Annotated in this window: 16 protein-coding genes; 6 read left to right on the plus strand and 10 right to left on the minus strand. The window is 64.9% G+C overall.

All coding sequences use genetic code 11. From position 1 onward, the window contains the following. Nucleotides 1–97 precede the first annotated feature (97 nt). The 3 genes from P9217_RS04500 (at nucleotide 98) to P9217_RS04510 (ending at nucleotide 2,822) form a co-directional block, all read left to right on the plus strand. Complete coding sequence (locus P9217_RS04500) at nucleotides 98–613, plus strand: hypothetical protein (protein WP_278086541.1); 516 nt, start codon at nucleotides 98–100, stop codon at nucleotides 611–613. Nucleotides 614–648: 35 nt separating this feature from the next. After that, nucleotides 649–1,293, plus strand: a complete 645-nt coding sequence (locus P9217_RS04505) for a hypothetical protein (RefSeq protein ID WP_278086540.1) — start codon at nucleotides 649–651, stop codon at nucleotides 1,291–1,293. Between the two features lie 233 nt (nucleotides 1,294–1,526). After that, nucleotides 1,527–2,822 carry a tyrosine-type recombinase/integrase gene (locus P9217_RS04510; RefSeq protein ID WP_278086539.1) on the plus strand — a complete coding sequence of 432 codons (1,296 nt, stop codon included), beginning with the start codon at nucleotides 1,527–1,529 and terminating at the stop codon, nucleotides 2,820–2,822. A gap of 281 nt (nucleotides 2,823–3,103) precedes the next feature. Here the strand turns inward: P9217_RS04510 and P9217_RS04515 are convergent, their stop codons facing one another. From P9217_RS04515 to P9217_RS04540, 6 genes are all read right to left on the minus strand, one after another. Then, nucleotides 3,104–4,894, minus strand: a complete 1,791-nt coding sequence (locus P9217_RS04515; RefSeq protein WP_278086538.1) for an alpha/beta fold hydrolase — start codon at nucleotides 4,892–4,894, stop codon at nucleotides 3,104–3,106. After that, nucleotides 4,891–7,428, minus strand: a complete 2,538-nt coding sequence (locus P9217_RS04520) for a glycoside hydrolase family 2 protein (RefSeq protein ID WP_278086537.1) — start codon at nucleotides 7,426–7,428, stop codon at nucleotides 4,891–4,893. Before P9217_RS04520 ends, P9217_RS04515 begins: the two co-directional genes overlap by 4 nt. Before the next feature lie 37 nt (nucleotides 7,429–7,465). Further along, entirely contained in the window at nucleotides 7,466–8,464 is a 999-nt protein-coding gene (locus tag P9217_RS04525) for a DUF1839 family protein (RefSeq protein WP_127325801.1), read from the minus strand. A 1-nt stretch (nucleotide 8,465) separates the two neighbouring features. Next, on the minus strand, nucleotides 8,466–9,389 hold the full coding sequence (locus tag P9217_RS04530) for an amino acid--[acyl-carrier-protein] ligase (RefSeq protein ID WP_278056171.1): 924 nt from the start codon (nucleotides 9,387–9,389) through the stop codon (nucleotides 8,466–8,468). A 1-nt stretch (nucleotide 9,390) separates the two neighbouring features. Further along, complete coding sequence (locus tag P9217_RS04535; protein ID WP_278056545.1) at nucleotides 9,391–10,530, minus strand: acyl-CoA dehydrogenase family protein; 1,140 nt, start codon at nucleotides 10,528–10,530, stop codon at nucleotides 9,391–9,393. Between the two features lie 68 nt (nucleotides 10,531–10,598). After that, nucleotides 10,599–10,844: an acyl carrier protein gene (locus P9217_RS04540; RefSeq protein ID WP_066997751.1), complete on the minus strand. Its 246-nt coding sequence runs from the start codon at nucleotides 10,842–10,844 to the stop codon at nucleotides 10,599–10,601. Between the two features lie 350 nt (nucleotides 10,845–11,194). Here P9217_RS04540 and P9217_RS04545 point away from each other — a divergent pair, with 350 nt between their 5' ends. Further along, the gene (locus P9217_RS04545; protein WP_066997754.1) at nucleotides 11,195–11,518 is read left to right on the plus strand and encodes a hypothetical protein; all 324 of its coding nucleotides are present in this window, start codon (nucleotides 11,195–11,197) and stop codon (nucleotides 11,516–11,518) included. Between the two features lie 27 nt (nucleotides 11,519–11,545). Here P9217_RS04545 and P9217_RS04550 read toward each other — a convergent pair whose 3' ends face one another. The 4 genes from P9217_RS04550 to P9217_RS04565 form a co-directional block, all read right to left on the minus strand. After that, a complete protein-coding gene (locus tag P9217_RS04550; RefSeq protein ID WP_095800339.1) occupies nucleotides 11,546–13,162 on the minus strand; it encodes an ABC transporter ATP-binding protein in 1,617 nt (538 codons plus the stop codon). Between the two features lie 17 nt (nucleotides 13,163–13,179). Further along, nucleotides 13,180–14,304 carry an ABC transporter permease subunit gene (locus tag P9217_RS04555; protein WP_067327929.1) on the minus strand — a complete coding sequence of 375 codons (1,125 nt, stop codon included), beginning with the start codon at nucleotides 14,302–14,304 and terminating at the stop codon, nucleotides 13,180–13,182. Continuing rightward, on the minus strand, nucleotides 14,297–15,220 hold the full coding sequence (locus P9217_RS04560; protein WP_066997760.1) for an ABC transporter permease subunit: 924 nt from the start codon (nucleotides 15,218–15,220) through the stop codon (nucleotides 14,297–14,299). The genes P9217_RS04555 and P9217_RS04560 overlap by 8 nt, the downstream gene beginning before the upstream one ends. A gap of 174 nt (nucleotides 15,221–15,394) precedes the next feature. After that, the gene (locus tag P9217_RS04565; RefSeq protein ID WP_278056167.1) at nucleotides 15,395–16,987 is read right to left on the minus strand and encodes a peptide ABC transporter substrate-binding protein; all 1,593 of its coding nucleotides are present in this window, start codon (nucleotides 16,985–16,987) and stop codon (nucleotides 15,395–15,397) included. A 292-nt stretch (nucleotides 16,988–17,279) separates the two neighbouring features. Between P9217_RS04565 and P9217_RS04570 the strand changes: the two genes are divergently transcribed. Together P9217_RS04570 and P9217_RS04575 are read left to right on the plus strand one after the other, a co-directional pair. Beyond that, on the plus strand, nucleotides 17,280–17,726 hold the full coding sequence (locus P9217_RS04570) for a TadE/TadG family type IV pilus assembly protein (RefSeq protein ID WP_082980554.1): 447 nt from the start codon (nucleotides 17,280–17,282) through the stop codon (nucleotides 17,724–17,726). A gap of 23 nt (nucleotides 17,727–17,749) precedes the next feature. Beyond that, the gene (locus P9217_RS04575) at nucleotides 17,750–19,543 is read left to right on the plus strand and encodes a pilus assembly protein TadG-related protein (protein WP_278086536.1); all 1,794 of its coding nucleotides are present in this window, start codon (nucleotides 17,750–17,752) and stop codon (nucleotides 19,541–19,543) included. Nucleotides 19,544–19,546 lie beyond the last annotated feature (3 nt).

The raw sequence follows: 19,546 nt of genomic DNA on the forward strand, positions 1-19,546 counted from the left end.
GCGAAGCGGCTCGCTGCTATTGCCTTCATTGCCGCCACCCTGTTCTGCGCCGCTGTCACCGTCGGCGCCCTCTGATTTCCGTTTAAGGAGACCCGTCTTGCTCGATAAAGTTCAACGTTCATCGCAAACCCGCCGCGAGTTTCCGGAAGCCGGGTTGGACACCCATCCGCGCTGCTTGGAAATGTCAGAGGCTATGCGCGATCTGTTTGCTGTTGGCGGCGGCGTCCGGCTTGAGGACTTGATCGGGGCCGGCTTCACAAGCGCCGAAATCATCGAATTTCAGGACAGCGCCGCACGTCTGGCTTTGCTCGCCAGCACCAAGCAGATCACCATTCGCCCGGATCTGCTTGCGGACATGATTGAGAAGGCCCGGCACGCCGCGCCCAATCGGCCACCGCTGCCCGGCGACGCGCAGCCTACACAGAGCCTTATCCTGGCTTGGGGCCAGTATTGTGCGGCTCACGGCGCCCTGCTGCTCGACCCCTGGTCGGGTCAACGCGAACGCTGCATTTCGGTGCTGTCGGGCTACCTCGACCGGCTGCCGATCTTCCCGGCCATTCGCAAGAGCGTTATCAACGCCGTCGAAGCAGCCATGCCGCAGGTGCACCAATGAGGCCCGCAAGCAAGGCGCTTGGCGGCAGACCCGCCATGATCCCAACGTTCAAGCCGGATGGGTCGGCCTTCGACCTCCTCGAACCGAAGGCGTCCGACATCAGCTTCGCCGATATGGCCAACACGTTGTCCAAGCTCGCGCGGTTCAATGGTCTCTATCGCTGCCCGGCCTACTCCGTGGCGCAGCATTGCGTGATGGGTGCCGACGCGCTGTTCCGCGAAACCGGCGACGGCTTGGCCGCCGGCTATTTCCTTCTTCATGACGGGCATGAATACGCGCTCGGCGACATCACCAGGCCGGCAGTCGATCTGATCCAGCATCACATCTGTCGACTGGCGAGCGACGCGGGATTGGCTGCAGATTTCATCGACCAGCTCGCCCACCGCGCGATCGCGTCGGCCAAGCGCAGCATCGACCTTGCGATCTACCAGGCGGCTGAATTGCCCAATATCGACACCGTGCCGGCCTATGGCCGTCAGATCCGCGACATGGATAATCGCATGCTGGTTGCCGAGGCCGCGGCCCTGTTCGGAGCCAGGCCGAACAGCGCTTGTCTGCCGCGCGTTTCGCTGCCTCCGCCAAAGCTTGTCGGCGCAATCGGGCCGTGGGGCGCGATGAAAGCAGAGCTTGCCTTCATCGACCGCCTGCAGCGCTATCTTGGTATCGCGGCGCGAGGCTGAACGTGCAGTTTTCGTCAGGAACACCAGCGGCAACGGCACTCCATGAACGGGTCCGATGAGTACACGGAAAACGCGCCGCTGCGGCTGGACATCGCGGCCCGGATTGCTTTCCCTGATGGCTCGATGGGCCCAGCCGGTTTGCGCAAGGAGCGCGACCGTGGGCGGTTAGAGACGGAAATCATCGCCGGCAAGGAATACACCACACTCGCAGCAATCGGGAGAATGAGAAAACTATGCCGCGTCCAAGCAAGGGAATTCGACTCGTCTGGCGGTCCGAGAGCCGAAAGGCCGACGGCAGCCTGCGCAGCAAGGCCGGCTGGTACATCGAGGACGCCGGACGACGACATCCCACTGGCTGCGGCAAGAGCGAGCTTGTTGAAGCTCAAAGGCAGCTCGCCGACTACATCAGCGAAAAGCATCAGCCGACGCGCCAGCGCAACCGCGACCCCGACCAAGTAAAGATCGCCGACGTCATCAACGTCTATGCGGAAGACGTCGTCGCGCTCAACCCGTCGCAAAGCTATCGCAAGGAAACGGCCGCGCGGCTGCTCGCCATTCTGACCTTCTTCACCGGCACCGTCGCCGACATCTCAGGCGCACTCTGCCGCGAATATGTCAACGGCCCGGCCAAGAACGGCCGGATCCTGCCGACGCCAGCGATGGGACGCCGGCAGCTGGAGGATCTGCGCGCGGCCATCAACCACTATCACGCCGAAAAATACATCACGGCCGTGCCGAAGATCGTGTTGCCGGCGCGCTCCGAGAAGGCCAAGCGCGCGCTGACGCGATCTGAGGCGGCGAGGCTGCTCTGGGCAGCCTGGCAGATGCGGCAGACCTGGAAGGGGCAAGAGAGCGATCGCCGGACCGGCCGCCACGTGGCGCGCTTCATCCTGACCGGGCTCTACACCGGCACGCGATCCGCCGCCATCTGCGGGGCCGCGACACGGCCCACAGTGGGGCGCGGCTTCGTCGACCTTGAGCGCGGCGTCTTCTTCAGGCGAGCCGCCGACATGGTCGAGACCAGGAAGCGACAGCCGCCGGTCAGGCTGCCGGACCGGCTGCTGGCGCACATGCGCCGCTGGGCGCGCACCCCGGTTGACATCAAGACCAAGGGACGCGGCAAAAGCCGCACGATCGGCCGCATGATCGCGCACGATTTCATCGTCGAATGGGAAGGCGGCCCGGTTCGCTCCGTGCGCAAGGCGTTCAAGTCGGCCTGCGAGATCGCTGGCCTCGGCTGGTACGAGGCGCGGATCGTCAAGGGCGTCGAGACGCAAGTGTTCGTCACAGATGTCACCCCGCACACGCTGCGCCATACAGCTGCGACGTGGCTGATGCAGAACGGCGTCGAGCTTTCCAAGGCAGCCGACTTCTGCGGCATGACGGAAGCCGTGCTGCGCAAGCACTACTACCACCATCACCCCGATTTCCAGGCCGACGCCGCCGCGGCGATCACGGCCAAGGCGCCGGCGCCGCGCCAGAAGAGCAACATCGTCCGATCGGGCGTCTCCCACCTGAAACCCACCTGAAACCCCGGAAATAAACGTGAACAAAGGCCCCAACAGCGGCCAATCATTAATCGCAAAAGCCCGGAATTCCGGGCTTCTTCTGGCAAGACAGCTTGTTCGGGACGATGGGGTCGCAGGTTCAAATCCTGCCACTCCGACCAGAACGAAATCTCCCGAAAATCTTTAGTTTCCCTGATTATTCAAACCTTTCGGCTTCGCGCAGGAGAACCGTATCGCTGCGTGACGCTTCAAGACGCGACGCGCTTGCCGCATGTCAATACTCAAGCCGAACTGATGATCCCCTACGGCGCCAGGAAGGAAGGGCTTGCCGTCGCGCGCACCGGCTCGGAACGAGCATAACCGTCACGCCTGATGCCGCCATGGTCGATCAGGCGAGCGATCACGGCGCGCCGTGCGTGATACGGCGTCAGCGTGTGGTCGGCATTCGGCAGCGAGACCCTGGTCACGCCGCGAATGCTATCGAGCCGCTCTTCCTCCGAGCCAAAATGGCGGGCGATCTCCTTGAGGCTCAGATCGCCTTCCGAGGTTACGAGGAGGACCCGCACGCCGCGGCCGCATAGGTCGCGCATCCAGCGTTCCACCCGCCGCTGTCCAAGCAGCGCGGCCGGATGCAGCATCGACAATGTGGACTTGATCGCCTCCAGCCCGCGCCGGACGATCAGCCGGGCGCATCGCGAAGCGATCCCGCGCCATGCGGCGTCGGCCGGCTCGCGGCTCTCCTGCCTGGCGGCAGCGTTCTGCCCGAGCACGGCCTTGGACGTCTCGTAAGTCTTCCAGACCGCCATCTCCAGCGCGTAGGAACCGTTCCAGGCGAAGCAGAGCGGGTTGATCATGGTCAGCATCCGTACCCGCCGATCGGCCCGCGCGGCGTGAAAAGCCTGAAATGCGCCTGCGCAGGTGCCGACCAGGCCGACCCCGGGGTAGCCGGCTCGCTCCATCCAGTTGATCGCACGACTTACATCATGGCGCGTGCGCCGGTCATAAAGGAACAGGCGCCCTTCCTCGGTCGGATCGCTCAGGCCAAGTCCGGGCAGGTCGACGCGCAGCGAGGCTACGCCTTCCGCCGCCAGGGCTCGCGCCGCTTCCACCGTGCCGCGCGCCCAGCCGACATGCGGCACGCCACCGGCATTGAGGAAGATCACCGGCTCGGCCTCGGTCTGGCGTCCGCGCGGTCGGCAAAGCACACCGCAGATCATCGGCGCCGGTCCGATCAGCACCGGGCTTTCCGCGTAATGCGGACCGTCCAGGATCTGCGATACATCGCGCGGCATGGCCTTTCCCGCTGCCGCTTCGCCGGCCTGGTCGGCGATCCAGGCGGCGCAGCGATCGAGAGCGGCGGCCGGAATCCGGTTGGCGGTCGGGTCGCACATCAAGAGAGGATAGCCATCGAACTCGGCCGTCGCGATTTCCGCAGCGCCCGCCGAGTCGCCGCGCACCTCTTCGGCAGCCAGCGGCTTGCCGTTTGTAAGCACCAGCATCGGCAGGGATGGAAGGCCAGCCGCGGCATGCCGCCAATCGAGCGCCGAGAGATCAGCCAGCGTTTCATGCGAAATTCGGAAGCCGGCGGCCTCGCGCCCCTCGGCGAAAACCCCTTCGCCCGCCGAGCGGCTGGCCAGCGGCGCGTCGATCATGCGCGACATGGCTGTGATCTCGCGAACATAGGCCTTGCCGGAGGACGGCGGCGCGAGCAGCACGAGACCCGCCACGTCGTCGCGTCCGGCCGCCGCCAGCGGGACCAGCAGGGCACCAAGCCGGAAGCCGACCAAAATGACGTCCGCCACGCCGCAATCCTGCTTCAGCCGATCGATTGCTGCGCCTATGCTCGCCGTCCACCGTTGCACCTGACCGGGCGTTGAATGATCCCCGGCGGCATTGCCGCAGCCGGGATAGTCGAATTGCAGCGCCGGCAGACCGTTTTCGGCCAGCTTGTCAGCCAGAAGCCGCAGGAAACGCCGGCTGCACAGGTCCTCGTGGCCATGCGCCCCGGCGATCACGACACCCCGGCCGCGCCGCCCGGTGCCCCTGCCTTCATGAAGCCAGCCGATCGTGTCGGCGAAGACGACCCCCTTCATGCCACGCTCCCGGCAGGCCGCAACGACTGCATGCTCTCCACCCTGGTCTCTACATTGTCGGCTTGCGGCGCATCGTAGGCCACCTCGCGATCGCCATTCAGCGCCGTCACGACGCCGGCCGGCGTGGCAGAGGCCGGCCCATCCAGGCCAATTTCCTTCACCGCGCCCGGCATCAGGTGGAAGCCGTTCTCGCGCGGGAAGAACAGCCCATCCTTGATGGCGACGTGATAGGCGGCGCGCTTGCAAGCGAGCCGCAGGCGCCAGCCGTCTCTGCCGCGCATCAGCCCTGCCGACAGGCCGACATCGCGTCGCGCGGTCATGACGCCGGGAAGCACATGAAAGGCTTCGGCCAGGATCTCGCCGTCGCGGTCTTCCAGCCTTGCCACGGTTACCTCGTGCCCCGCTGGGCCGAAGCGATAGGCATAAGACAGATCAAAGAAGGCGCCGAGCAGCGAGAATGCCGCAAGCGACTGCGTCCCGCGCGCCTGCAGAGTGACCGGCCGGCGCGCCGCCACCACCGGGGTGACGCCGTCGCGCAGGCAGGCAAGCGATAGCGTCGCCTCGACTGCCCTTGCCGTGTCATTGACGAGATGGACGCTCAGCCCGTTGACGCCCTCATCGCTCAGCGTCAGCCGGAGCGGCGCGAAGGCGCGTCTCAGCGCATGCCAGACCGATTTCGGCCGACCGGCAGAATCGACGACGCCCCACCCTGCTCCCGGGCGCAGATCCTTCCAGAAGAACACCAGCGCGCCCGCCGTCGGGGAGGCCGGTCTGCGCCATTCGTCGATCGTGCGCTCAACCACCTCGGCAATGACGGCGCGCGAGAGGTCGAGGTAGCGCGCCGGATCCTCCATGCGCAGCCGGCGAGCGTCGACGCCGAACAGCGTCTCCAGATAATGCTCGCGCACGTCCTCGAAATCCCACGACGCACCTGCATCGCGCGGCACGCCGGCCTTCCAGCGCGGATCGTGGCCGGGCGGAACGGGCAGATGCTCATCGAGCGTCGCCTGTTCCGGCACGTTGGCGAAGGCGAGGCATTCGCTGGCGAAACGCACCTCCGCGCGGCGCGCGTCCTCCAGTGGCCGGCAATAGGCGCCGACGCCATAGTAGTGCGTCGGGCCGCCATCCGCGGCGAAGGGCAGGCTGCCGCCGGAGGGCGAGGAGGACACGAGCGCCAGATCGGGCAGGATCGCCTGCGCGGCCGGACGCACGACATCGTCGAACCAGGGTGTCGGATCCATCGCCACCGGCATGCCGAGCATCGCGGCCTGCTGCGCCACCTCGCTGCCGCCGCACAGCACCGCCAGCGACGGCGAATGCCGAAGCCGCCCCAACAGGTTCTCCACCTCGCGCGACAGCGCCGCCCGCCAGGCCGCGCTCTTCGCCGGATAGTCGAAATTGGCAAGCATCAAGTCCTGCCAGACCAGAATGCCCATCTCATCGCACAGCTCGTGGAAGGCATCGCTTTCATAGGCGAAGGTGCCGCCGAGCCGCAGCATGTTGACGCCGGCTTGGCGCGCGAGATCGAGGTCGGGCTCGATTTCGGCTCGCTCGCAGGGCAGTCGCACGGGATCGGAGGGCGTCCAGACCGCGCCGCGGCAGAACACCGGCACGCCGTTGACGACCAGGCGAAAATCGCCTCCGTCGGCACCGCGATCGATCTCGATGCGGCGGAATCCGACTCGGCCCAGCCGGCTGCGCACCGTGCCCAGCGTCGCCATGACTTCGTGCAGCGCCGGCTCGCCATGTCTGTTCGGCCACCATGGGGCGACATCGGCAATGGCCAATTCCGCCGTCAGCCGGGTGGGTGTCTCGAACTTGAGGGGCGCGCGCACTCCGGCACAGCGGACATGCGCCGTTTGCGCATTGTCGAAGGGTTCGGCGAGGGTTATCGCAACGGCAAGATGCCCGGTCGTGCCGTCGAGCCTGGCGCGCATGTCGGCATCGAGGATGCGCTGCCCGCCATTTTCGTGGATCAGCTTGACGGGACGCCACGGCCCGACGACATCGAAGCTCGGGCACCAGCCCGGCATATGGCCGATCAGGGTCGTGCGCACCAGCCGCAGCCGCTGATCGTCGATCATGCGAGGGCGCCAGCGGGCGCGCGGACCGATCGCCGTTTCCAGATGGCGGTAGAGACTGCGAAAGACGATGGCGAGCTGCTCGCCCCCTGAAAGGCTTACCGCAGCCTCATGGCGCTCGAACATCGAGGTCGAGGTGAACAACAGCCGATCGTCAAGCCAGACCTCGGCGACAGTCGCCAGCCCCTCGAACACCAGCCGCACCGGACCGGTCGCGTCGAGCCTGCGGCTGTACCAGACATCGCGGTCGTGCAGCCGGGTTGGCTGCTTGCGGTCCCAGCGGCCATGCTTTTCCAGCGTGGCGGCCGCCGTGCCGGGACAGGCCGCGTCCAGCCATTCGGCATTTGCGTCTATGTCATTCGGCGAAGCCCAGGCACCTGCCGCCGAGATGGCCATCCGCCACCCCCGATCCAGCAATCCGGCAGTGCCGGCGATCGACACCGTGGCGTCCATTCCCCCACCCATCATCAAATGCGCGTCGGCCGGCCCGCTAGGCCGCCTTGGAGGCGACACCGGCCATGCGGGCGTCCAGCACGTTCATCACCGTTTCGTAGGCCTGCGCCATCGGCGCGATTGCTTCGGTCAAGCCGTCGAAGCGCTGCCGCGCCATCGCGCGGGCGAGCTTGAACTGCATGACCTTGGCGCCCTCGGCAATGCTGCCGGCGGCTTGCACCGCCTCTGCCAGGCAGGTTTCGCCGTGCTGCCCCAGCCATTCGAGATGACTGCCAAGAAGTTCGAAATTCGCGCCGACCTGCCGCAGCGTGTTGAAGGCATAGGTGTGGAAATAGGCAGGCGACTTCGTCGCCAGCCTTTCAGCGTGGCGGCCGAACGCGGCCGCATAGGCGGCGAGCGGATTGCGCTTCGGCCGCCGCTTCAGGTGATGCGCGAGCAGCGCCGCCGCGGTCCCGACCGCGTCGCGGGCCGGGCGCGTGGCGTCGAGCTTCACGAATTCCGCGTAAGGAAACAGCGGCAGGTCGCCCGCCGACACACCATCCCATTGGCCGAAGATGCCGTCATAGTCTTGGCCCTCGAGCGCGAAGTAGCCGTCATTGTGGAAGTAGCGCATCTGCCGCGACTCGGGATCGAGCGCATTGATGCCGACTGTGGTCTTGGAATGGCCGCTGCGGTAGGTGAGGCCTTTGGTGTCGGGCAGGTAGAAGGCATCGACCTCGACCAGCGGCAGCCGGCCGAGCTCGACTTGCGTCAGCACATGCGTCTCCAGCCGGTCGAAGACCGCCAGCTCTTGGATGTCCAGCCCCGCCAGCCTCTGCAGGTCGGCGGTCGGGAACTTGAAGAACGTGAACTGATCACCTTCGAAATCCTGCGCCGCGGTGAAACCGAGCGCCGCGACCGGATCGTGCCCGGTCGCGTGCAGAACCTCGATCAGAAGGTCGACATAGCAGTTGGTCTGCGGCCACCGCCTTTGCGGATCGTGCAGCCAGTGCGGCCGGTAGGTGGCCGGATCGAGGCCGGCGATAGCCCTCAGCATCTCACACGCTCCAGAGCACGTCGCGGACCGCCGCCGGCCAGGCTTCCGTGTCCGGCCCATGGTGGCGGAACAGCGCCAGCGCCACGCGCTCCAGCCCGAAGCCGACGCAGGCCGAATGGCAGAACTCCCCGTCGGCGAACTTCAGGCCCCAGGTCTGGCCAAAATGGTCCTGATGATAATTGAAGCTCAAGCAGGCGGTCGGCTTCTCGATGCTGGTCACCGGAATCAGCAGCTCGAATTTCAGGCCCTGATCGCGCTGGTTGTTGGCCATCATCCTGCCGCCGCGGCCGAAGAACGGATCGTTGGCAAGATCGACCTCGCAGGGCAGGTCGAGCGACTCGATCATGGCCCTGCCGCGCTTCAGCCAGCTTTCGCGGAACGAGCGCACCTGCTCGGCCGTACCGATCTTGACGAACTCGCGCATGCGGAAGAGCTGCATGCGCGCCGGGTCCTTCGACGGCTCGTGGCGGAAGCAGTAGGAGGAGAGTTCGAAAAGAAGGCCCTGCGCCGGCACCGGGCCGCGCGCAGCTATCGTGGGATAGAGCGGATAGCAGGCGGCGGGTGTCAGCGCGAGGTCCGTCGCCTTCTGCAGCTCCGTCCAGTCTCCGCAGTCAGCCATCATGCCGAGCAGCTGCGCATGCTCCCGCTCGCCGCCCATGAAGGAATGCACGCAGCCGGCAAGCTGCGGGAAGCTCTTCATGTAGCCGCTCTTCTCCAGCGTCGCGCGGCTCATGCCCGGCGGAAAATGGATGCGGGTGGCCTTGTCGGGCGCGCCGAGCCGGGTGACGAGACGCTCGAACCGCTCGATCACGTCCTCGAACGCGCCCGAACGGCCATAAAGGCCGTCGACGCCGGATTCGAACAGGATGCCGTTCTCGAACAGGCTGTCGAGCAGCGACTTGGAGTCGAATGTCTTGGCGTCCATCTCAGCTCCCCAGGCCGGTGTCGAAGCGGCTCATCAGCATGAGCGTCGCGGTATTGGAAAGGATGCGGTCGTTGGAGATCATCACCGGCGCCGAGGTCACGTCGCGCAGGTGCCGGCCGACGCTGAACGGGGTACCGTTCTTGTAGCCAAGAATGCCGTTGACCAGCATGGCGAGACGCACCACGGCGCCGGCCTTCTCGCTGGCCGCGACCTTCAGCGCGTTGATCTCGGCGGCGAAGCCGATCGAAGACAGCGCGTCGTCGTCGCCCGCGGCCGCTTCGAAGCGGTGGATGGCGGCCGCAAGGTGGCCTTTCATCTCCTGCAAAAGGGCGGCCGCTTCGGCAAGCCTCAGCGCGCCCGGCGGCATGGAGTCGGGCTGCTTGCGCGCCGCCGCCTTGACGAAGGCCTGCGCCCGATTGAAGGCGTCGGCGGTGATGCCGAACCAGGTCGCCGCCCAGAAGATGTGCGAGCTGGCCAGCATCGACTGCGCCGCGATCTCGGAGAACGGCTCCGGGAATATCTGCGCCGCGTCACCCGTGGCGACCAGATGAAAGCCGTCGGAGCAGGTGCCGCGCATGCCGAGCGTGTCCCACACCGACGTGCGCTCAAGCGTGCGGTTGCCGTCGGCCGGGATCACCACCATCACCTGATCGGAGCTGGCCGCATCGGGGGCGCGACGCGCCGTGGCGAGGATGGCGTCGGCATAGTTGCCATAGGAGATGACGGTGGCTTCCTTGGTCAACGCGAAGCGCCCGCCGGCGACCTCGACCGCACAGATCGAGTTGCGCAAATTGCCGCCGATGCCGGCCTCCGTAGTCGCCGAAGCCATCAGAAGCTGCTCGTCGGCGATGCGCCGCATATAAGCGCGGTGCCAATCGCTGGCGCCTCCGTGAGTGACAAAGCTCGACGTCTTGATCTGATGCATGGCATAGATCATCGCGCTCGAGCCGCAGGCCTGGCCGAGCTGCACGATGAGGTCGGCGATCTGCAACGTGCCGAGCCCCTCGCCGCCATGCTCGATCGGGATCGCCACGCCGAGCAGGCGCTCGCGCTTCAGCGCCTCGATCGTCTCCGCCGGGAAACGCCCCTCCTTGTCGACGGGGTCGGCATGGCCGGCGGCGATCTCGGCGACGCGGCGCATGCGCTCGGTCGCGGCTTCGGGCGCCTCCGCGAGCGAGGCCGCCTCTATCTTTCTCAACACGTTCATGGCTACGCCGCCTTGCGCGTCAACTGCGAAACCGCATCCGCGATGCTGGCCAGCGAAGAGAAGGTGCGCCGCGTCAGCATCGTCTCGGGGAATTCGATGTCGAACTCCTCTTCGAGCGCCAGCATCATCTGCACTGAGGCGAAGGAGGTCAGCCCCGCGTCATAGAGATTGGCGTCGTCGGCGAGCGCGCCGAAATTCAGCGGAATCATCGGATGCTGCTCGAGCAGCGAGCGTATCTGGTCAATCATGGAGGCCCCACCTTGCGTTGTGCAGCCGGCAATATCGCAGACGCAACGCAACCGTGGCGTTAATGCCGCAGAGCAGTTTCAACCATGCCTAAGGATCGGTAACGGACCGCAATACAATTTTACGGCTCTCGATTCGGACGGACCTCTGTCCGGCGTTTCTTGTGGCTCTGTATCCGCATCGATATCAAGCCACGCGCTTTCGACGCCGCCAGCCTTCCGCAAAAGCCTGCCGTCAATCAATCAATCAGATAAATGGTCGACAATAGGCCCTCACTTTGGCCTAATGGTTGCCGCTATCCCATTCGAGAGCTGCTGGACGATTTTTGGAACGGCGAGACCGGGGTAAGAGTATGAAGTTCACGCTGCGGGCTCTCTTGCCGTTGACCTTGATCGCAGGCTGCTCGTCGAGTGTTGCGTCGATCAATCCGGCGAAATACGACGGGATGAGCTGCGCCGAGCTCAACAGCGCGCTCGGCGACACCGCCACCGATATTTCGCGGACGGCGATCAGCCGCGGCAAGGTCGCCAATACCAGCGTGCCGACTTGGCTGCTCGGCGGCGAGCGCGTGAAGACGGTCGTGGCCAATCGCGATACCGCCAGGATCGAGCGGCTGCAGCAACAGCAGCAGGCGATCATCGCGGCCAGGAAGAGCCGCTGCCCGTCCTCGCAGTGACTAGGGCGTCGCCGAGCAGCGGAAGTCTCAAGCGCTGATGCGGAACCTGGTCGTATCGATCGCCGCCTTCATCAGTGTCTGCGTGTAGGCTTCCCGCGGATTGCCGAAGATCTCCTCGGCCGGCCCTTCCTCGACGATCTTTCCCTGCTTCATGACGATGATGTAGTCGGCCATGGCGCGCACCACTGCGAGGTCGTGGCTGATGAAGAGGTAGGACAGTCCGTGGTCCGACTGCAGCTTGCGCAATAGCTCGACGATCTGCTTCTGCACCGAGCGGTCGAGCGCCGAGGTCGGCTCATCAAGCACCACCACTTTCGGCTTCAGGATCATAGCGCGGGCAATGGCGATGCGCTGGCGCTGGCCGCCGGAGAACTCATGCGGGTAGCGGTTGCGCGCGTTGGGGTCGAGGCCGACCTCGCGCAACGCCTCGACGGCACGCTGGTCGCGCTGTTTGCCCGTCAGCGAAGGCTCGTGCACCAAAAGCCCTTCGGTGATGACCTGGCCAACCGTCATGCGCGGCGACAGCGAGCCAAACGGATCCTGGAAGACGAGCTGCAATTCGCGCCGCAGCGGCCGCATCGCGTGGCGGTCGGCCTCTGAGATGTCGCGGTCGCCAAAGCGGATGACGCCGTCGCTGGGGAGCAGCCGCAGCAGCGCGCGGCCGAGCGTCGATTTGCCGGAGCCGGACTCGCCGACGATGCCGATCGTCTGGTTGCGCTTCAGCCGGATCGATATCTTGTCGACGGCCCGCAACATCAGCGGCTCGCCGCCGAGAAAACCACCGCCGATCTTGAAGACGACCTCGACGTTGCGGCCTTCGAGCAGCACGGGCGAATTGGCGGGCGCGGCCGCCTTGGTGCCGGTCGGCTCGGCGGCGAGCAGCATCTTGGTGTAGGCGTGCTGCGGATTGGCGAAAAGCGCTTCCGCCTCGCCCTCTTCCACCACCTCGCCCTGGCGCATGACATAGACGCGGTCGGCGAAACGGCGGACGATGCCGAGATCATGGGTGATGAAGACGATCGCCATGCCGAGCTTGCGCTGCAGTTCGGCAAGCAGCATCAGGATCTGCGCCTGAATGGTGACGTCCAGCGCCGTCGTCGGCTCGTCGGCGATCAGAATATCGGGATCGTTCGCCAAAGCCATCGCGATCATGACGCGCTGGCGCTGGCCGCCCGACATTTCGTGCGGATAGGATTTCATCCGCCGCTCGGGATCGGGGATGTGCACCAGTCTCAACAGCTTCAGCGCCTCTTCACGCGCGGCCTGGGCGCTCAGGCCGCGATGGCGGCGGATCGGCTCGATGAGCTGGTTGCCGATGGTGTAGAGCGGATCGAGCGAGGTCATCGGCTCCTGGAAGATCATGCTGATCTTGCGGCCGCGAACCTTGTTGAGCTCGCTCTTGGTCATCTCCAGGAGGTTGCGGCCGCGGTAGTCGACCTGGCCGGTCGCTTCGCCATTGGAGGAAAGCAGGCTCATCGCGGCCATCATCGTCTGGCTCTTGCCGGATCCGGATTCGCCGACGACGGCGACGGTCTCGCCGGCATTGACCTTTATGCTGATGCCCTTCACCGCCTCGACCGTGCCGTCGAGGGTCTGGAAGCGGACGCGCAGGTCCTTGACGCTGAGGATCGTTTCGGAAGCCATGTCAGCGATCCCCATCCTTATCGATCTTTGGGGTCGAGCGCGTCGCGCAGGCCGTCGCCGACAAAGTTCAGCGCGAACAGCGTCGAAACGAGGAAGAAGGCCGGGAACAACAGCAGCCAGTTGGCATAGCCGATGTTCTTGGCACCGACCGAAATCAGCACGCCCCAACTGGTCATCGGCTCCTGCACGCCAAGCCCGAGGAAGGACAGGAAGCTTTCCAGGATGATGACCTGCGGCACCAGCAGCGTCATGTAGATCACCACCGGCCCGAGCAGGTTGGGGATGACGTGGCGCACGAGGATGCCGCGCTGGCCGACGCCCATCGCTTCCGCCGCCTGAACGTATTCTTGCCTGCGGATCGACAGCGCCTGGCCGCGCACGATGCGCGCCATGTCGAGCCACAGCACCGCCCCCACCGCCAGGAACATCAGCACGAAGTTGCGGCCGAAGAACACCACCAGCATGATGACGAAGAAGATGAAGGGCAGCGAGTAAAGCACGTCGACGATGCGCATCATCACCTCGTCGACCCTGCCGCCGGCAAAGCCGGCCGTCGCGCCGTAGATCACGCCGATGACGCCGGCGACGACACCGGCAAGCAGGCCGATCGCGAGCGAAATGCGCCCGGCCATCAGCGTGCGAGACAAGAGATCGCGCCCGGTGTTGTCGGTGCCGAAGAAGAAATACTGCTGCTTGACGGCCGAGCTCATGGTCATTTCGAGCCCATCGGGCGACTTGCTCTCGATCTTCGTGTCGTCGAAGGCGTCGGAGCGGTCGAGATAGCGGATATTGCGGTCGTCGATCGGCTTCTTGGAGGTGACGGTGACGACGACGCGGCTGCCGTCCTGGTGCCACTCCTTGATGTCGACGCGCATGCGTTTGATCGCGTCGCTCAGCGCACCCTGGATCATGTCGGGCTTCGGATAGGCCGACAGGCTCGGCGGCGTGCGCACATAGTCGCCGTAGATGGTCGTGTATTCATGCGGCACGACCATAGGGCCGAATACGCTGATGACGGCAATGAATGCCAGATAGTAGAGGCTGAACATGGCGGCGCGGTTGCGCTTCAGCCGCGCCCAGGCATTGCCCCAGAGCGAGCGGCCGACGATCGGCTCCGGAGCGGCTACGGCAAGCTCAGTCATAGCGCACCCTCGGATCGACGACCGCATAGAGAAGATCGACGATCAGGTTGAAAACGATGGTGAAGAGCGCGATCACCACCACGGTTCCCATGACCAGCGTGTAGTCGCGGTTGAGCGCGGCGTCGACGAAGTAGCGGCCGACGCCTGGAATGGAGAAGATGGTCTCGACGATGATCGAGCCGGTGAGCAGCGCCGCCGCCGCCGGACCGGTGAAGGAGACGATCGGCAGCACGGCGCCGCGCAGCGCGTGCTTGACCACCACCGACCAGTCGGAGAGGCCGAGCGCGCGGGCGGTGCGGATGTGGTGCGAGCGCAGGCTCTCGATCATCGAGCCGCGCATCAGGCGGGCGACGATGGCGATCTGCGGCAGGGCGAGCGTCAGCACCGGCCCGACCTTGTTGATTAAGGCGCCGTCGCCCCAGCCGCCGATCGGCAACAGCTTCCAGGAAAGGCCGAAGACGAGCTGGATCACCGGCGCGGTGACGAAGGTGGGGATGGTGCTGCCGGCGGTGGCTAGAGCGATCACCGAATAGTCGGCTATTTTATTCTGGTTGAGCGCCGCGATCGTGCCGAGGATCGAGCCCAGCAGCAGCGCCAGCACCAGCGCCGAGGTACCGATCTGCACCGAGATCGGCAGGCCTTTGGCGAAGAGTTCGGTGACGGTGAAATCCGGCAGGTTGTAGCTCGGTCCGAAACTGCCGCGCAAAAGATTGCCGAGATAGTGGAGATATTGCAGCCAGAGCGGATCGTCGAGGCCGAACTGGGCTTCGAGATTGGCCCTGATCTCGGGGCTCAAGCCCCGCTCCTGATTGAACGGGCCGCCTGGCGCGACGCGGATCAGGAAGAACGCCACCGTCACGATGACGAACAGCGTCGGGATGGCGGTCAATAGCCGCCGGAAGACATAACGCAGCATCGGCGCCCCGCTTCAGCCAGGGCGACGGCTCTCCAGACGAGATCGTGGCGCGCTGGCATCTCTGATCTTCGCACCGGCGTCGCCGAAAATCCAATCCGACTTTCGGCCCGGCACGACGACAGACCGCGGCCGCCACTCCCTGAAAGAGAGCGGCGGCACGGCCAAGGTTCCTTGTCAGTCCTTGGAGATGAAGCGAGACGGATGAATGTCCATGACATTGTCCTCGAAGCCATGCAGCTTGGAGGAAACGATATCGTGGTAGCTGTAGTAGAGCAGCGGGATCTGGCCGACATCGTCGACGAGGATGCGCTCGGCTGCGGCGAGGTCCTTCATGCGCTCCTCAGGCTTGCCGCCGGCGGCGGCTGCCTTGTCCATGGCGGCTTCATAGGCAGGGCTGTTGTAGTTCGAGTAGTTGTTGCCGCTCGCCTTGCGCGAGATGCCGAGGAAGGTCTCCGGATCCTTGTAGTCGGCGATCCAGGCGGCGCGGGCGACGTCGTAGTTGCCCTTCTGCTCGAGGAAGCCATAGTGGGTCTTGGTGTCGGTGTTGAGCAGCGTCACCTCGATGCCGAGCGGCTTCAGCTGTTCCTGGATGGCGACCGCCGTGTTCTTGTGGTTCTCCGAGGTGTTGTAGCGGATCTCCATCTTCAACGGATGCTCGGGTGTATAGCCAAGCTTTTCCAGCACTTTCTTGGCCGCATCCTCGCGGTCGATCTGAGACATGTCGGCGTATTTGGCCAGTGCCGGCGTGTAGCCGTCGATGCCCGGAGGCACCATCGAATAGCCGGGCAGCATAGAGTTCTGCCAGACCTTCTCGGCGAGGAAGTCGCGATCGATCGCCATCGAGATGGCGTTGCGCAGCTCGACGTTGTCCCAAGGCGCCTTGTCGGTCTTGACCGCATAATAATAGGTGCCGAGATATGGCCCCACACGGATCTGGTCACCGAATTTGGTTTTGAGATCGGCGAGCTGTTCGGTCGGCAGGTCGCCATAGCTATCGAGTTCGCCGGCCTCGAAGCGCTTCATCGCGGACGAGCGATCCTCGGTCGGGATGTAGTTGACCACGTCGAGCTTGACGCTCGCGGCGTCCCAGAACTTCGGGTTCTTGACCAGTTTCATGTGGTCGTTGGGAACCCACTCCGCCAGCGTATAGGCGCCGTTGGAGACCAGCTTGCCCGGTTTGATCCAGTCCGCGCCGAGCTTGTCGATCGAAGCCTTGTTGACCGGATAGGTCGCCTGGTGGGTCAGCATCTCCAGGAAGTAGGGCGTCGGAGCCTTCAGTGTGACTTGCAGGGTGTTGGCGTCGATCGCCTTCACGCCCATATCCTCGGCCTTGCCTTTCTTGGTATTGAAGTCCTCGGCGCCTTTCACCGGATACAGCATTGAGGCGTATTCTGCAGCGGTGGCCGGGTCTTCCAGCCGATGGAACGAATAGACGAAGTCGTCCGCCGTCACCGGGCTGCCATCCGACCAGAGGCCGTCCTTGCGCAGCTTGAAGGTGTAGACAGTGCCGTCGTCGGACACCGTCCAGCTTTCGGCGGCGCCCGGAATGAGGTTCGTCTTCGGGTCATGCATGACGAGGCCCTGGAACAGGTCGCGTATAATATCGGCCTCGTAGACCGTCGACGTCTTGTGCGGATCGACCGTCTCCGCCTCGGCAGCGGATCCGCGATTGTAGACGGTCTCGGCAAAGGCGGGCGTGTAGAAAGCACCGGTCGCCAAAACCATCGTGGTGGCGAACACGGTCGCCTTCAGCAGGTTTTTGAGCATGAAGTCTCTCCCTTGTTGGCGCGGCCCCTCAACCACGCCTTGAGTGTTGACGCCCCGGAACCGTCAACGGGTCCCTTTTGAGCGCGCCGCCGGTTCCCTTCCGGCGGCTGGTGGCGGGAGACTAGACAGAGGAATATCTTATTTCAACTGCCCGCTGCTTGACGTTGAGTGAGCAGCGTTTCGCTAAAACAGCGAACTCTAAAGCTTAGGCGTCCCCGTTCAACTGTGTGCACCTTTCGGTTGTTCCAGCCGTTTTCTGTTTTTGCAAGCAGGTTTTGGCATTCTCCGGCCCATGCTGAAGAACCGAAATTTCCTTGCTCCTTGGTTCCGTTTCCGGGCTGACGCCGCGGGCACGTCGGCGGTCGAGTTCGCCATGCTGGCGCCGATCTTCATCCTGTTGTTGCTAGGAATGGTTGCATACGGAATCTATTTCGGCGCCAGCCATTCGGTCCAGCAGATCGCCGCGGACGCGGCGCGAACGGCGATCGCCGGCCTCAACCAGACGGAGCGCCAGGCGCTGGTCACCGATTTCATCAGCCATGACGTCGCGGGCTATGCTTTTGTCGACCCGAAAAAGCTGACGGTCGACGCCAAGGACAGTACCGTCGACGGCAGCCAGTTCATCGTCTCAGTCAGCTATGACGCGCGCGACCTGCCGATCTGGAGCCTGTTCCGGACGCTGCCGTTGCCGGGCACCACGATCCAGCGCCAGTCGACGATCCGGGTCGGAGGCATATGATGCGCTACTCCGCGGGGAGAGTGATGGACGCTGCGCGACGGCTGATCGCCGACCGGCGCGCCAATTTCGCGGTTATGACCGCGCTCTGCACGCCAGTGGCGCTGACGCTGACCGCGTTCGCGATCGATGAGGGCTCGCTCTATAACGAACGCCGCGCCGCGCAGTCGATCGTCGACCTCGCCGCGATCACCGCCGCCGCCAACATCAACAAAGCCCAGCAAGCCGTGCTGACGACGCTGAGGGACAACGGAATCACGTCCGTCGCCGTGCAGCAGCAGGGCACCAAAATCGAGCCGACCGGCAGCAAGGCGGTCGTCGAGGTCGTGCCCGGACGCTATTCGGGGGTCAGTTCCATCGCGGCCGGCAGCCGCTTCGAAGCGGGCAAGCTGCCCTACAATGCCGTCCAGGTGTCGATGAAGAAGCTCGGCACGCTCTATTTCGCCGCTTCGGTGATGGCTCCGCCGGTGATCGGCACGACAGCCACCGCAAGCGCCCAGCCCGCAGCAGCATTCTCGGTCGGATCGCGCCTCGCCAGCGTCAATGGCGGCGTCCTCAACGCGCTGCTCGGCGCGCTTCTGGGCGGCAACCTCTCGCTCAGCGTGATGGACTACAATTCGCTGATCTCGGCCGATGTCGACGTGCTCTCCTTCACCGATGCGCTGGCGACGCAGCTGCGTCTGACCGGTGTTACCTATTCGGACGTGCTCGGCTCGAAGGCAACGGTCGGCCAGATCGCCACCGCGATGGCCAACGTGCCCGGGCTCGACCGCACCGCCAAGCTCGCGCTGCAGACTATGGCCTCGAGCGCCACCAACTCGGTCAAGGTCCCGCTTGGCCATCTCGTCGACCTCGGCTCGGTAGGCAGTCTGGCGCTCGGACAGAAGCCCGCCGGGCTTTCGGTCAGCGCCAGCGCCATGAGCATGCTGAGCGCAGCCGCGGGGCTCGCCAACGGCACGAACAAGGTTACGGTCGACCTCGGGGCGACGATACCGGGACTGACATCGACGACGCTCCAGGTCGCCGTCGGCGAACCCATGCAATCGTCGCCATGGCTGGCGGTGGGAGAATTGGGCACGGTGGTGCGCACGGCGCAGACGCGCATCAAGCTCAATGCCAGCGTCGGGATTGGGAACGGGAACAACGGCAATGGCTTTGGCAACGGCACCGGAAATGGCACAGCCGGAATGAATTTGGGGGGCGGCGTCAAGCTGCTTGCCGTCAACCTGCCGCTCAATATCGAGGTCGCCTATGCCGAAGCCAAGCTGACCGACATCAGCTGCCCGACAGGGCCCTCCAGCATCAAGGTCTCCATCGCCGCGCAGCCGGGCGTCGTCGCGGCCCATCTCGCCGACAGCAACGCCAGCGGCTTCGCGGATTTCGGCAAGCCGCAATCCTTCAGCGACGCCGACATCGCCGACGTCAGCCTCAAGATGCTGCTGGTCAACGTCAATCTGCTGCAGATCAAGGGATCGTCGGGCTTCTCGGTCACCAGCATGGCGCCGACGAACCTGACCTTCAGCGCCACCGAGATCGCCAACAAGGCGATCAAGACAGTGTCGACCAAGAACCTGACGCAGTCGCTCACCACCTCGCTGGTGAACAACCTGTCGCTGACGGTCAACGCGCTCGGCCTCGGTCTCGACGCGACCACCCTGCTCGGCACGGTGAAGCTGGCAGTGACGACGCTGCTCAACGGCGTCACCGCGCCGGTCGACAACCTCGTCTACAATGTGCTTGCGGTGCTTGGCGTGCATGTCGGCGAGGCCGATGTGCGGGTCACCGGCGCGACTTGCGGACGCTCGGTGCTGGTGCAGTAGCGA

Origin of the sequence: Mesorhizobium sp. WSM4989 (assembly GCF_029625795.1) — a bacterium.
Taxonomy (GTDB): Bacteria; Pseudomonadota; Alphaproteobacteria; order Rhizobiales; family Rhizobiaceae; genus Mesorhizobium.